The 13,690-nt window shown below is 71.2% G+C and carries 10 protein-coding genes and 1 tRNA gene; 8 read left to right on the forward strand and 3 right to left on the reverse strand.

The window, feature by feature from the left end:
- Positions 1-343 precede the first annotated feature (343 nt).
- The 4 genes from EDF19_RS15410 (at position 344) to EDF19_RS15425 (ending at position 4,436) form a co-directional block, all read left to right on the forward strand.
- The gene (locus EDF19_RS15410; protein WP_123681756.1) at positions 344-784 is read left to right on the forward strand and encodes a MarR family winged helix-turn-helix transcriptional regulator; all 441 of its coding nucleotides are present in this window, start codon (positions 344-346) and stop codon (positions 782-784) included.
- A gap of 49 nt (positions 785-833) precedes the next feature.
- Complete coding sequence (locus tag EDF19_RS15415; RefSeq protein WP_185022888.1) at positions 834-1,046, forward strand: hypothetical protein; 213 nt, start codon at positions 834-836, stop codon at positions 1,044-1,046.
- Between the two features lie 73 nt (positions 1,047-1,119).
- Positions 1,120-2,214, forward strand: coding sequence for an alkene reductase (locus tag EDF19_RS15420; protein WP_123681758.1), 1,095 nt, complete (start codon positions 1,120-1,122; stop codon positions 2,212-2,214).
- Positions 2,215-2,321: 107 nt separating this feature from the next.
- Positions 2,322-4,436 carry an acyltransferase family protein gene (locus EDF19_RS15425; RefSeq protein WP_185022889.1) on the forward strand — a complete coding sequence of 705 codons (2,115 nt, stop codon included), beginning with the start codon at positions 2,322-2,324 and terminating at the stop codon, positions 4,434-4,436.
- A 202-nt stretch (positions 4,437-4,638) separates the two neighbouring features.
- Here EDF19_RS15425 and EDF19_RS15430 read toward each other — a convergent pair.
- The 3 genes from EDF19_RS15430 to EDF19_RS15440 all read right to left on the reverse strand — a co-directional run bounded on the left by EDF19_RS15430 (position 4,639) and on the right by EDF19_RS15440 (position 7,068).
- Positions 4,639-4,711: transfer RNA gene (locus EDF19_RS15430), tRNA-Arg, on the reverse strand.
- Between the two features lie 124 nt (positions 4,712-4,835).
- Entirely contained in the window at positions 4,836-5,621 is a 786-nt protein-coding gene (locus EDF19_RS15435; RefSeq protein WP_123681760.1) for a dienelactone hydrolase family protein, read from the reverse strand.
- A 28-nt stretch (positions 5,622-5,649) separates the two neighbouring features.
- Positions 5,650-7,068: a glucose-6-phosphate dehydrogenase gene (locus tag EDF19_RS15440; protein ID WP_123681761.1), complete on the reverse strand. Its 1,419-nt coding sequence runs from the start codon at positions 7,066-7,068 to the stop codon at positions 5,650-5,652.
- 76 nt (positions 7,069-7,144) lie between these two features.
- Between EDF19_RS15440 and EDF19_RS15445 the strand changes: the two genes are divergently transcribed.
- From EDF19_RS15445 to EDF19_RS15460, 4 genes are all read left to right on the forward strand, one after another.
- Positions 7,145-8,314 (forward strand): Gfo/Idh/MocA family protein, encoded by a 1,170-nt coding sequence (locus EDF19_RS15445; protein WP_123681762.1) that lies wholly within the window; start codon positions 7,145-7,147, stop codon positions 8,312-8,314.
- Entirely contained in the window at positions 8,311-9,237 is a 927-nt protein-coding gene (locus EDF19_RS15450; protein WP_123681763.1) for a sugar phosphate isomerase/epimerase, read from the forward strand. The genes EDF19_RS15445 and EDF19_RS15450 overlap by 4 nt, the downstream gene beginning before the upstream one ends.
- Positions 9,238-9,337: 100 nt before the next feature.
- The gene (locus tag EDF19_RS15455; protein WP_123681764.1) at positions 9,338-11,152 is read left to right on the forward strand and encodes a thiamine pyrophosphate-requiring protein; all 1,815 of its coding nucleotides are present in this window, start codon (positions 9,338-9,340) and stop codon (positions 11,150-11,152) included.
- A gap of 91 nt (positions 11,153-11,243) precedes the next feature.
- A complete protein-coding gene (locus EDF19_RS15460) occupies positions 11,244-13,589 on the forward strand; it encodes a bifunctional UDP-sugar hydrolase/5'-nucleotidase (protein ID WP_123681765.1) in 2,346 nt (781 codons plus the stop codon).
- Positions 13,590-13,690: the final 101 nt, after the last annotated feature.

A 13,690-nucleotide genomic window follows, 5' to 3' on the forward strand; every position in this document is an offset into this window, starting at 1 on the left:
CCCGGGCGGCGCTGGGGCACGCGCGGGGGCCCCCCCCGGCCCCCGGGGCCCCCCCCCCCCCCCCCGCGGGGGGGGGGGGGGCGGGCCCCCCCCCCCCCCCCCGCGCCTCCAGGCGGTTGTGCCCACCCCCGCGCGCATCTTCCGTATGCGCCCGCATGTTCCGACGTCCCACCTGTCGTTCGACTCGTGGGATGTCGGAACATGCACACGCAGACGATGCATGCGCATCGTGCGACGAAGCACGCGTCGATCGACGAGTGTTCTGTCGCAAGGCGCGAACGCATCGACAGGCCACCCCGCCCAACCCCGTGACACTTCGTGTGCGAACGGTATCGTGGCTCCCATGACCACCGCACCGGACCCGCTCGCCCTCGACCGGCAGCTGTGCTTCGCCCTCGCCGCCACCAGCCGCAGTGTCATCGGCCTGTACCGCGACCTGCTCGAGCCGATGGGCCTGACGCACCCGCAGTACCTCGTGATGCTCGCCCTGTGGGAGCGCGACCCGAGGTCCGTGCGCGAGATCGCCGGCGAACTCCGCCTGGACTCCGCCACCCTGAGCCCACTGCTCAAGCGGCTGGAGGCCTCCGGCTACGTCCGACGCACCCGCAGCACCGCCGACGAACGCCAGCTCGAGGTCTCGCTCACCACGGCTGGACGAGCACTCCGCGACCGAGCACGGGCCGTGCCCCTCGCCGTCGCCGACCGGCTCGGATGGCCCCTGGCGCGACTCGAGGCCCTGAAGGACGAGCTCACCGAGCTGCTCGACCGCGTCGACCTGGCGTGAACACTTCGTTGGTGGCACAATGGTTCGTGCACGAATGAAAGGATCTCCCGTGAGTCGCTTCGGCCAGTGGTACGAACGGTGGAACAGCACGCTCATCGCGAAGATGGGCCCCTCACAGATCGGCGCCGGACACCCCGAGGGCGTCGACGACCGCAGCGTCGACCGTGGCTGCCCGATCTGCGGCAAGCCCCTCTCGATGCACCAGGTGATCCGCCCCGAGGGCCAGGTGCGCTCGTCGACGCTGGTCTGCCCCCGCGCCTGACGATCTCCTCCGAGCCGGAACGGAACCGGGCCGAACCGGAATTGCACCGGGCAACACCCGGTTCTCCCGTCTCGTGAAGCTCTTCGAACCCGCCGACCTCGGCGCCCTGACCCTGTCGAACCGCGTCGTGATGGCGCCCCTCACCCGCACGCGCGCCGGCGAGCACGGCATCCCGAACGACCTGCTCGTCGAGCACTACCGACAGCGCGCCGGCCTCGGCATGATCATCACCGAGGGCACCTGGCCCGTCCAGGAGGGTCGCTCCTACCCCGGACAGCCCGGCATCGAGACCGACGAGCAGATCGCCGGCTGGCGCCGTGTGGCCGACGCCGTGCACGCCGAGGGCGGCACCATCGTCATGCAGCTCATGCACGGCGGCCGCGTCTCGCACCCCGACATCTCGCAGACCCCGCGCATCGTCGCCCCGTCCGCGATCGCCGCACCCGGCCAGACGCACACCGCGACCGGCAAGGCCGACATGCCGGTCCCCCACGAGCTCACCACCGACGAGGTGCAGCAGGCCGTGCAGGGCTTCGTGCAGGCCGCCCGCAACGCGATCGCCGCCGGCCTCGACGGCGTCGAGGTGCACGGTGCGAACGGGTACCTCGTGCACGAGTTCATGTCCCCGGTGTCGAACACCCGCACCGACCAGTACGGCGGATCCCCCGAGAACCGCGCACGCTTCGCGATCGAGGTCACCACCGCCATCGCCCAGGCCATCGGCGCCGACCGCACCGGCATCCGCCTGTCCCCGGAGCACGGGATCCAGGGCGTCATCGAGGACGACGCGGCCGAAGTCCACGCCACGTACTCCGCGATCGCCGAGGGCCTCGCCCCGCTCGGACTCGCCTTCGTCGACGTCCTGCACGCCGAGCCGACCGGTGACCTCGTCCAGCACATCCGCCGCACCGCCGGCGCACCGTTCATCGTGAACTCGGGCTTCTCGTCGCTGACCACCCGCGACGAAGCGACCGCACTCGTCGAGGGCGACCACGCCGACGCCGTCGCCGTGGGCCGTGCCGCGATCGCCAACCCGGACCTCGCACACCGCTGGGAGCAGGACGCGGAGCTGAACGAGCCGCGCCCCGAGCTCTTCTACGGCCAGAGCGCCGAGGGCTACACGGACTACCCGACGCTCGCCGACGTGCGCGCGTCCGTCGCGTCGTAGACGCGACCCGATGACGGCCTGGAGGCGCGGTGCGGGCCCGCACCGCGCCTCCAGGCCCACGGGCCAGCCGTCTCACGGAACGCCCCGCGTCTCGTAGGATCATCTCGGTGAACACGGGGACGACGGGGGTCAGAGGGGTCGCGCACCGTGCGCGCGACACCACCCGTTGGGACATCCAGGGGCTGCGCGCCTTCGCGGTCCTGGCCGTCGTCTTCTACCACCTGTGGCCGAGCGCGCTGCGTGGCGGCTTCGTCGGTGTCGACGTCTTCTTCGTCATCTCCGGCTTCCTGATCACCGGGCTCCTGCTGCGCGAGCAGCTCGCCACCGGCACGATCCGACTCGGGCGGTTCTGGTCCCGCCGCGCCAAACGGCTGCTGCCCGCCGCGTTCCTGACGATCGTCGCGACCGGAGCCGCCGTGCTGGCAGCCGTGCCGAGCGCCCTCTGGGAGCAGTACGGCCGGGAGCTCATCGCCTCGACGGTGTACCTGCAGAACTGGGAGCTGGCGGCGAACTCGGTCGACTACCTGGCATCCGCCGACGACCCCTCGCCGTTCCAGCACTTCTGGTCGCTGTCGGTCGAGGAGCAGTTCTACATCGTGCTGCCGCTCCTGCTCATCGGGGTGGCGGTGCTCGTCCGGAAACGCATCTCCCCGCTGGCCACGGCGCGTCTGCTGCTCGGCTCGGTCGTCGTGCTGTCCCTGGTGTGGAGCATCGTCCAGACCCACACCGACCCCGGCGTCGCCTACTTCTCCACCGGTACCCGGGCGTGGGAGTTCGCCCTCGGCGGCCTCGCCGCGACCGTGCACCTGCCCGAGGTCCGCACCGAGGTCGCCCGACGGGTGCGCCTCGTCCTGACCAGCGCCGGTGCCGTGGCGCTCGTGCTGTCGCTCGTCGTGATCGGCCCCGGAACGCCGTTCCCCGGGATCGCCGCACTGCTCCCCGTCGCCGGGGCCACCCTCGTCGTGCTGTTCGGCGCGCGCACCGTCTTCGAGTCGGTCGGTGAACTCGCCCCGGTCGCCTTCGTCGGGCGGATCTCCTACGCGCTCTACCTCTGGCACTGGCCGCTCGTCGTGATCCTGCCGATCATGCTCGGCCGCCCGCTGGACTGGGCCACCTCGACCGCCGTGCTGCTCGTCGCCGTCGGCCTGGCGACCGTCACCACCCTGTGGTTCGAGGAGCCCGTGCGGTTCTCGACGTGGCTCCGCGACCTGCGGCCCCGCGGGGTCGTCGCCCTCGGGGTCATCTGCACGTTCACGGTCGTGACGCTCGGCGCCTCCACGCTCACCGCCGTCTACGTCCAGGACGTCCGCGCCGCCAGCGTGACGAAGCAGCTCACCACCGAGCACCAGGACGACGACGAGTCCTGCTTCGGCGCCGCCGCACGGATCAGCGCCCCCGAACCCTGCGTGGACCCGACCCTCGCCGACGTCCGTGTCCCGGCACCAGCCTCTGCCGAGGACGACGACGCGAACCGGGCAGCGTGCTGGCACGGCACGTTCACGACCTGCGTCCTCGGCAAGGCCACCGGCTGGAAGAAGCACCTGATCGTCATCGGCGACTCGCACAGCAACGCGCTGCTCGGCGCCTACGAGAAGATCGCCGACGACAACGGCTGGCGGATCGACCTTGCCGGGGTCGGCGGCTGCTACCTCACCACCGCGCAGCAGAACGCCGTCAACGCGGGTTCGATGCGCGGCTGCAACGCCTGGAAGCACGCCGCGATCGACTACGTCCGCGCCCACCGGGACGCCGATGCCCTGATCGTCACGCACTCGGCCACCCAGATGCCCGTCAGCCTGCCCGCCGGCACCGCTCGCGACACCGCCACCCGGAACGGGCTCGTCGACGCCTGGGAACAGGCCGCCGGGGACGAGCTCCCGGTCATCGCCATCCGTGACAACCCGGTCCCCCGCCCCGACGTCATCGCCTGCGTGAGCAAGATGTCCGGGCCGACGAACGCGTCCTGCGACCGACCGCGGTCCGAGGCGCTCGGCCAGACGGACTCGTCACTCGAGGCCGTGCGGGCCTTCACGGCCGCCGGGGGTCGAGCGGCGGCGATCGACCTGTCCGACTACTACTGCACGGCGACGACGTGCCCGGCGGTGGTCGGTGGCGTGCTGGTCTACCGGGACACGACGCACATCACGGCGACGTGGGCGATGTCGTTGGAGCCGTTCCTCGAGCGGGACCTGAAGAAGCAGCTGCAGGCGCTCGCGCGCTGAGGTGCGCGCGGCGCCGGGGGCGGGGCGCGGGCGCTTCGTGAGCAGAAATGGTCGAGTCCCGCCTGCGAACCCGACCATTTCTGCTCACGAAGCGGGGCGGGCGGGCGCGCGCGGGGCACGGGGTGCGCGGCAGCCCGCGGGCGACCGCGCCCGGCACGACGAAGGGCCCCGGTGGAATCCACCGGGGCCCTTCGTCTTCCTGTGCGCTCGAAGGGACTCGAACCCCCAACCTTCTGATCCGTAGTCAGATGCTCTATCCATTGAGCTACGAGCGCGTGGCCTTGCGGCCGTGGAAGACTCTACAACAGGTGCGGCCCGGGCGCCAATCGAGGCCGCCCGAGCACCCCACTCGGCGTGTCGCGAGCCGAGCCCCGCCCAGCGAGACCGGGGCCGCGTCGCTCAGAGCGCAGCGGCCTCCTCGTCGAACACCTCGGCCAGGAACACCCGCAGCGCCTGCCACGACCGACGGTCCGCACGCTCCTGGTACTGCGCGCCGTGGTCGGGCGCATCGGTCCCCGGCACCGCGAACGCGTGCATCGCCCCCGAGTACGTCACCACCTGCCAGTCCACCTCGGGTGCGCCGCGCATCTCGTCCTGCCACGCCGCGACCTTCGCGTCGGGGACGACCGGGTCGGCAGCACCCGTCAGCACGAGGAGCTTCGCCCGGATCGCCGCCGCGTCCGAGGGGTCGTGGGTGAGCAGGTTGCCGTGGAAGGAGACGGCCCCGGCCAGGTCGGCACCGGTCCGTGCGAGCTCGAGCGCCGCGGAGCCGCCGAAGCAGTAGCCCATCACGACGATGCGGGAGTGGTCGACGGCGGGGTCCTCGCGCAGTCGGTCCAGGCCTGCCTGGGTCCGCGCCCGCATGAGGGGCAGGTCCTGGTAGAACGACCCGGCGACCTGGGCGGCGGTGTCGTCGCCGGGGCGGACGTCCGCGCCGTAGACGTCGGCACCGAACGCGACGTACCCGAGCCGTGCGAGCATCGTCACGCGCGCCTGGACGTGCTCGTTCACACCGTGCCAGTCGTGCACGACGAGGACGGCGGGACGGGGGCCCGCGACGGCGGCGTCCTTCGCGAGCACACCCTCGAGCGCGGTGCCCTCGTGGTCGTAGCGGACGGTGTCGACACGGATGTCGGCACCGGCGGGTTCGGGAACGGTCTGCAGGACGTCGTCGATGGTGGTCACGTCCGCCGACGCTACGCCGACGTCGTGCTCACGCGTCGATGTTGTCCCAGCCGTCGGGACCACCGGAACCGGCGGCGTACTCGTCGAGCGGGGTCTTCCCGGAGCGCCAGGCGTCGAGGAACGGCTCGACGACCTTCCACCCCTGCACCGCGCTGTCACCGCGGACGGAGAGTGTCGCGTCGCCCTCGAGCACCCCGGCGAGGACCTCGCCGTAGGCGCTGAGGCGACCGGGGTTGAAGGTCACCTCGAGGCTGGTGTGGTCGATCGTGTACGGGTCTCCTGCGCCGTTGAAGTTGAGCTCGAGCTGCATCTCGTCGGGGGCGATCCAGATGCGCAGCCGGTCCGGCAGCTCGGTGCCGGTGAGGCCCTCCGGCACGTGTGGTGAGTCCTTGAACGTGATGACGATCTCGCGACGCTGCTTGGCCAGTGCCTTGCCGGAGCGGAGTGTGAAGGGCACCCCGGCCCAGCGCCAGTTCGCGATCTCGAGGGTGAGCTGGGCGAGGGTCTCGGTGCCGAGCGAGGGGTCGACGCCGTCCTCGTCGGCGTACGACGGCAGCTCGCGGTCCCCGATCTTCCCGGCGGTGTACCGGGCGCGCTTGCCGGAAGCGATCACGTCTCCGCCCCACGGCCGGACGGCCCGGAGCACGAGCTCCTTCTGGGTGCGCAGGTCGTCGGCGTCGATCGAGGCGGGGGCCTCCATCGCGACGACGGCCATCACCTGCAGCAGGTGGCTCTGGATCATGTCGGTGAGCGCGCCCGCCTTGTCGTAGTAGCGCGCCCGCCCCTCGAGCCCGAGGGTCTCGTCGTAGACGATGTCGACGCGCTCGACGTGCTGCGACGACAGCAGCGGCTCGATGATCCGGTTCGCGAACCGCAGGCCGAGCAGGTTGAGCACGGTGGACCGGCCGAGGAAGTGGTCGACGCGGTGGATGCGCTCCTCGGGCATGAAGGAGTGCAGCAGGTCGTTGAGGTGCGACGCGCTGGCGGCGTCGGTGCCGAACGGCTTCTCGAGCGCCAGGCGGGTGCCGGCGGGCAGGTCGAGGTGGGCGAGCTGTTCGCAGCTCTTCTCGGTGACCGCCGGCGGCAGGGCGAAGTAGATCGCGGGGTCGTGCCGGCAGTCGGCGAGCAGGGCCCGCAGGTCGTCGGGGCTCGTGACGTCGGCCTTGCGGTAGCTCGAGGCGTCGATGACCGACTGCAGCCGGTCCGACAGCGTCGCCGTGCCCGTGGCCCCCTCGTCCTCGTTCTTCGACGCCTGTGCGTTCTCGAACGAGTCGTGCACGAGCTGCTTCCAGTCGGCGTCCGAGATGTCCTCGACACCGGCACCGACGAGCTGGACGTCCCAGTCGTCCTTCACCTCGAGCAGGGTGGCGAGTCCGGGCAGCAGCAGGCGCTTGGACAGGTCGCCGCTGGCTCCGAGGATGAGCAGAGAGGTCTGGAGGCTCGACATGCACCAGACCGTACTCATCACCCCCGGTGGATGGCCGTGCCGCTACGGTGGTGTCAGTTCGGCGCGAGGGAGCACCATGAGCACTGGGTACGAAGGGCGACGCCTCCGTGTCGCCGTGGTCGGGACGGGCATGATCGCGGGCGTCCACGCCCGCGCTGCCAAGGCCGCCGGCGCCGAGGTGCTCGGCGTCCTCGGCCGGAACGCGTCCCGGTCCGAGCAGGTGGCGGCGCAGCTCGACCTGCCCCGTGGCTACGCCGACCTCGACGAGGTCATCGCCGACGCTCCCGACGTCGTGCACATCTGCACGCCGAACGACCAGCACCACCCCCAGGCACTCGCGGTGATCGCGGCCGGCATCAACGTGGTCTGCGAGAAGCCCCTCGCGATCGACCCCGCGCAGGCCGCGGAGCTCGTGGCAGCGGCCGCGGACGCCGGCGTCGTCGCGACCGTGCCGTTCGTGTACCGCTACCACCCGATGGTCCGCGAGATCCGGGCGAAGATCGCGGACGGCGACCTCGGTCGGCTGCTCGCCGTGCACGGGCACTACCTGCAGGACTGGATGCTCGACGAGGACGCCTCGAGCTGGCGGGTCGACCCGACCTCGAGCGGGCTGTCCCGGGCGTTCGCGGACATCGGTTCGCACTGGTGCGACCTGGTGGAGTTCGTCACCGGCGAGCGCTTCGCGTCGGTGTCCGCAGCGACCGACATCGTCTACCCGACCCGTCCGGCAGCGTCGGGGCCGTCGTTCTCCGGCTCCCCCGACCCCGACCCGGTGGCCGACGCCGCCGAGCGGGCCGAGGTCACGACCGAGGACACCGCCGTCGCGACGTTCCGCACCGCCACCGGCCGCATCGGCAACGTGGTGATCTCGCAGGTGGCCTCCGGCCGGAAGAACCGCCTGTGGTTCGAGGTCGACGGCACCCGCGGCAGCGCGGCGTTCGACCAGGAGCAGCCAGAGTCGGCGTGGTTCGGCAACGAGCGGGGTGCGCAGATCATCGTCCGCGACCCGTCGCAGGGGTCGCCGGACCAGCGTCGCCTGGCGGTGGTGCCGTCCGGGCACCCGCAGGGCTACCTCGACGCCTTCGCCGCGTTCGTCGCGGACACCTACGCCGCGGTCCGTGCCGGTGCCGACCGGTCAGCCTGGCCGGACGGGTTGCCGACCTTCGCCGACGGGGCGCGGGCGGCGGACATCATCGACGCGGTGATCGGCAGCGCTGCCGACACCACGTGGAGGGAGATCCGATGAAGCTCGGCATGCTCACGGCGTGTCTGCCCGGGTGGTCGCTCGACCGGATCGCCGGGTTCGCTGCCGAGCAGGGCTACGAACGGCTCGAGGTCGGCGTCTGGCCGGGGACCGGGGGCCGCGACTTCGAGGCCGCCCACCTGCCGGTCGCCACCTTCACCGACGAGGACGCCCAGGCGACCAGGGACCTGCTCGAGAGCACCGGGCTCGAGATCTCGGCGTTCGCGTACTACGAGAACAACCTGCACCAGGACCCGGACCGACGGGCGGAGATCCGGACGCACCTCAAGCACGCGATCGACGCCGCGCAGACGCTCGGCGTGCCCTACGTCGGCACGTTCATCGGCCGCGACAACACGAAGTCCGTCCGCGAGAACATGGCCGAGGGCGACCGGGTGCTGCCCGAGCTCGTCGACTACGCCGGCGAGCGGGACGTGCAGCTCATCATCGAGAACTGCGTGATGGAGGGCTGGCACCCCGACGGCTACCCGGGCAACATCGCGTACTCCCCCGAGCTCTGGGGCTGGGTCACCGGTCTCGGCTTCGGCCTGAACTGGGACCCGTCGCACCTGACCTGGATCGGCATCGACCCGCTCGAGACGATCCTGCCGTTCGCGGAGCACATCGTGCACGCACAGGCGAAGGACCTCGAGCTGTTCCCGGACGAGCGCAACGCGTACGGCTTCTTCGGCAAGGTCGAGAAGGGCGACGACCCGTGGGACATGGGTTGGTGGCGCTTCCGCGTGCCCGGCCGTGGGGTCGTGGACTGGCCGCACGTCGTCGACCGCCTCTACGAGGCGGGCTTCGACGGCACGTTGAGCGTCGAGCACGAGGACCCGCTCTGGGGCGGCACCGACGAGAAGGTGCTCGAGGGGTTGCGCATCGCGCACCGCACCCTCCGTCCGCTGATCGCGCAGCAGCCCTAGACGGGAGGCCCGGATCACGTGACCGGCGTCGGTCACGTGATCCGGGCCTCCAGTCCAGAGCCTGTGAACGGAACCGTGCGCACCCGCGCACGCTGGGTGCATGAGCACGACCGTGAGCGACTTCGTCATCGACCGCATCAAGTCTTGGGGCGTCTCGCGCGTCTTCGGGTACCCGGGAGACGGGATCGGCGCCTTCGACGGCGCCCTCGGCAAGGCGGCGGGTGACGGCGAAGGCCTGGAGTACGTGCGCCCGACGCACGAGGAGATCGCGGCCCTGATGGCGACCGCGCACGCGAAGTTCACCGGCGAGGTGGGCGTGTGCATCGCGACGTCGAGCCCCGGAGCCTTCCACCTGCTCAACGGCCTGTACGACGCGCAGATGGACAACCAGCCGGTCGTCGCGATCGTCGGGCAGCAGGGCCTCGCAGCGATGGGGTCGTTCACGCAGCAGGAGTCGAACCTCGAGCGGGTGTTCGCCGACGTCGCCTGCTACGTCGAGACCGTCGCGACGCCCGAGGCGGTCGGCGTCGTCGTCGACACCGCGTTCCGGACGGCGTCGCTCCGGAAGCAGCCCGCCGTGGTGATCCTGCCCCACGACGTGCAGGCGATGGCGTACGAGGCGCCGCCGCTCGAGCACTGGGCCTCGCGGTCGAGCGACGTCCCCGCGTCGACGCGCATCACGCCGCCGGCCGACGAGATCCGGAAGATGGCGGACATCATCAACGCGGGGTCGAAGGTGACGTTCCTCGTCGGGGCCGGTGCCCGCGGCGCGACCGCGCAGGTGCTCGCCGCCGCCGAGAAGGCCGGCGCAGGGATCATCACGGCGCTCCGCGGCAAGGACGTGATCCCGTCGGACGTGCCGTACCACTCGCAGCAGCTCGGCCTGCTCGGGTCGCTGCCGTCGCTGCACCAGATCCGCGACTGCGACACCCTCGTGCTGCTCGGCACGAACTACCCGTACGGCGAGTACATGCCGAAGACCGGGCAGGCCCGGGGCATCCAGGTCGACATCAAGCCCGAGCAGCTGGGGCTGCGCTACCCGACCGAGCTGAACCTCTGGGGCGATGTCGGAGCGACCCTCGACGCCGTGCTCCTGCTCCTCGAGCAGACGACGGACAAGTCGTTCCAGGAGACCGTCGCGAACGAGATGCGCGAGTGGGAGTCCGAGATGCGCGCGCAGGCCGAGGTCGCCTACGACGACGGCGTGAACCCCCGCCGGGTGATCCAGGCCGTGAACGACCGGCTGCCCGACGGCGTCACCGTGACCGCCGACGCCGGCACCACCGCCGACTGGTACGGCCACCACATCCGGCTGCGGGAGGGCATGCGCGGCGACATGTCCGGGCGCCTCGCGACGATGCTCGCGGCGATGCCGTACGCCGTGACCGCGAAGTTCGCGTTCCCGGACCGCCCTGCCGTGTGCACGATCGGCGACGGGGCGTTCCAGATGCTCGGCATGAACGAGCTCATCACCGTGAAGAAGTATCAGGCGGCGTGGCCGAACCAACAGCTCGTCATCGTGGTCATGCACAACGACGACCTCGGGCAGGTGTCGTGGGAGATGCGCACCGAGGACGGCAACCCGATGTGGCCGGGGTCGCAGGACGTGGAGTCGATCGACTACGCCGGGTACGCGACGCTGCTCGGGTTCCAGGGCATCGCCGTGCACGAGGACTCGGAGGTGGACGCCGCCGTCGAGCGGGCGTTCGCGCACCAGGGCGTGACGCTCATCGATGCGTACGTCAGCCGGAACGTCCCGCCGCTCCCCCCGCACATCACGAAGGAGTACGCGATCAACACCGCGAAGTCCCTGCTGAAGGGCGACCCGGTGGAGCTCGGCGTCGTGAAGGACTCGGCGAAGGCGATGGCGGCCGAGGTCACCGAACGCGTGAAGGGCGCGCTGGGTCGCGACTGACGGACGACGGGTGTTGCTCATGTGAACTTCATGTGACGAGTTCTCGTCTGCGCTGGCGGGTCGGCTGTGCGTCCTCATAGGTTCTCGGACGATGAACATCAACTCCTCCCCGCGCCGCCGACGGCGCATCGCCAGCGGCGCGGCCCTCGCCACCGCGGGTGTGCTCGTCGCACTGTCCGTCCCGTCCACCGCCGTCGCCGCCGAGGGCGACACGACGATCGACATCATCGACGTCAACGACTTCCACGGTCGCATCGAGTCCGAGGGCACCGCCGTCGACAAGGCCGCCGGTGCCGCGAAGCTCGCCGGCGTCGTGCAGTCGTACCGCGAAGCCAACCCGAACACGATCTTCGCCAGTGTCGGCGACAACGTGGGCGCCTCGACGTTCACCTCGCTCATCCAGCAGGACGCACCGACGATCGACGCGCTCAACGCGATGGACCTCGACGTCAGCGCGATCGGCAACCACGAGCTCGACAAGGGCCAGGACGACCTGACCGGGCGCATCGAGGACCGTGCCGACTGGCCCTACGTCTCGGCGAACATCGTCGAGGCCGGCACGACCGACCCGGCCTTCACGCCGTACTCCATCGTGGAGAAGGGCGGCGTCAAGGTCGGCTTCATCGGCGCCACCACCGAGGACCTCATCCCCGGGCTCGTCAGCCCCGGCGGGGTCGAGGGGCTCGCGATGGCCCCGATCGTCAGCCAGGTCAACAAGTACGCCGACCAGCTCACCGACGGCGACGACGCGAACGACGAGGCCGACGTCCTCGTCCTCCTCGTGCACGAGGGCGCCACCACCGGGGCCATCGCCGACGCGACCGGCACCGGCGCCTTCGGCAAGATCACCTCGGGTGTCTCGTCGAAGGTGTCCGCGATCGTGTCCGCGCACACCCACGCGACGTACAACCACTCGATCCCCGGCCCGGACGGCACCGCCCGCCCGGTGATCCAGACCGGCTCGTACGGCGTGAACTTCGGCCACCTCCAGCTCACCGTCGACGCCGGCAAGCAGCTCACCGGCATCACCTCCGAGGTCCGGTCCGTCAACGGCGAGACCCGGGTGCCGGCGAACACCACCTCGGTGGACGAGGTCACCGGCATCGTGACCGCCGCGAAGGCCGTCGCCGACGTCGAGGGCAGCAAGCCGCTCGGCGCGATCACCGGCGACCTCCGCCGTGCGGTCCAGTCCGATCGGACCTCCGAGAACCGCGGTGGCGAGTCCGTCCTCGGCAACTACATCGCCGAGGTCCAGCGGTCCGCCACCGAGCGCAACGGCTCGCAGGTCGCGTTCATGAACCCCGGCGGGCTCCGCACGGACATGGTCTACGCGTCGAGCGGAGCGGGTGACCCGGACGGCACCGTGACCTACAAGGAAGCCGCCCTCGTCCAGCCGTTCGCGAACACCCTCGTGACGGAGGACATGACCGGCCAGCAGATCAAGAACGCGCTCGAGCAGCAGTGGCAGCCGGACGGCCTCGAGCGTCCGTTCCTGAAGCTCGGCGTGTCCGACGGCTTCGCGTACACGTACGACCCCGACGAGGGCCGCGGCGAGCGCATCACCGGCATGACGCTCGACGGCGAGCCGATCGCACTCGACGACACCGTCAAGGTCACGGTGAACTCGTTCCTGTCGACCGGTGGCGACAACTTCGCCGCCTTCGCGACCGGCACGAACATCGCCGACTCCGGTCAGGTCGACCTGCAGGCACAGGTGGACTACTTCACCGACCACCCGACGGTCACTCCGCCGACCGACCAGCGGGCCGTCGGCGCCACGGTCACCCCGACCCCCGAGGGCGGCTTCCAGCCCGGCGACGAGGTCACGATCGACCTGTCGTCGCTCGTGTTCAGCAGCGACGACCCGACCACGCCCGGGACCGTCTCGGTCAGCGCCGGCGACGTCGAGCTCGCCACTGCCCCGATCGACGCGACGATCGTCGACAAGACCGACGAGCAGGGCACCGCGACCCTGACCTTCCCGGTGCCGGCGATCGAGACCTCGGCGGACGCACCGACCGCTCGGGCCGCGGCCACCACGGACGAGCCCCTCGTCGTCACCCTGCCCGGCGGCCAGACGATCACGCTCGCCGTGACCATCCCGCTCGCAGCGGTCGTCGACCCGACCGATCCCACGGACCCGACGGACCCCGTCGACCCGACGGACCCGGTCGACCCGAGCGACCCCGTCGACCCGACGGACCCGGTCGACGGCGGCGGCGTCACCCCGGGCGACGGCACGGGCACCGGGACCGGGACCGACACCGTCGGCGACCCGTCCGACACCACGGACGCGGGCGGCGAGCTCGCCTACACGGGTGCGGACCTCGCGGTCCCGGCCGCCGCGGCGGGCATCCTGCTCCTGGCGGGACTCGCGGCGCTCGTCGCCCTGCGCCGGAAGCGCGCACGCGGCGAGGCGACGGTCCTGACGGACTGACACCGCGCCTCCAGGCACACCAGAACGGGCCGTCTCACCGAGGTGAGGCGGCCCGTTCCGTGAGTCTGTCCCATAGTGGCTGTTCGACTGCGGATCCACGG

The organism is Curtobacterium sp. PhB115 (assembly GCF_003752025.1).
GTDB lineage: Bacteria > Actinomycetota > Actinomycetes > Actinomycetales > Microbacteriaceae > Curtobacterium.

Bases quoted from the DNA above. Each gene is read 5' to 3' on its own strand.
- EDF19_RS15440 (WP_123681761.1), bottom strand. From the start codon at position 7,068: ATGTCGAGCCTCCAGACCTCTCTGCTCATCCTCGGAGCCAGCGGCGAC.
- EDF19_RS15455 (WP_123681764.1), top strand. From the start codon at position 9,338: ATGAGCACGACCGTGAGCGACTTCGTCATCGACCGCATCAAGTCTTGG.
- EDF19_RS15445 (WP_123681762.1), top strand. From the start codon at position 7,145: ATGAGCACTGGGTACGAAGGGCGACGCCTCCGTGTCGCCGTGGTCGGG.
- EDF19_RS15410 (WP_123681756.1), top strand. From the start codon at position 344: ATGACCACCGCACCGGACCCGCTCGCCCTCGACCGGCAGCTGTGCTTC.
- EDF19_RS15460 (WP_123681765.1), top strand. From the start codon at position 11,244: ATGAACATCAACTCCTCCCCGCGCCGCCGACGGCGCATCGCCAGCGGC.
- EDF19_RS15450 (WP_123681763.1), top strand. From the start codon at position 8,311: ATGAAGCTCGGCATGCTCACGGCGTGTCTGCCCGGGTGGTCGCTCGAC.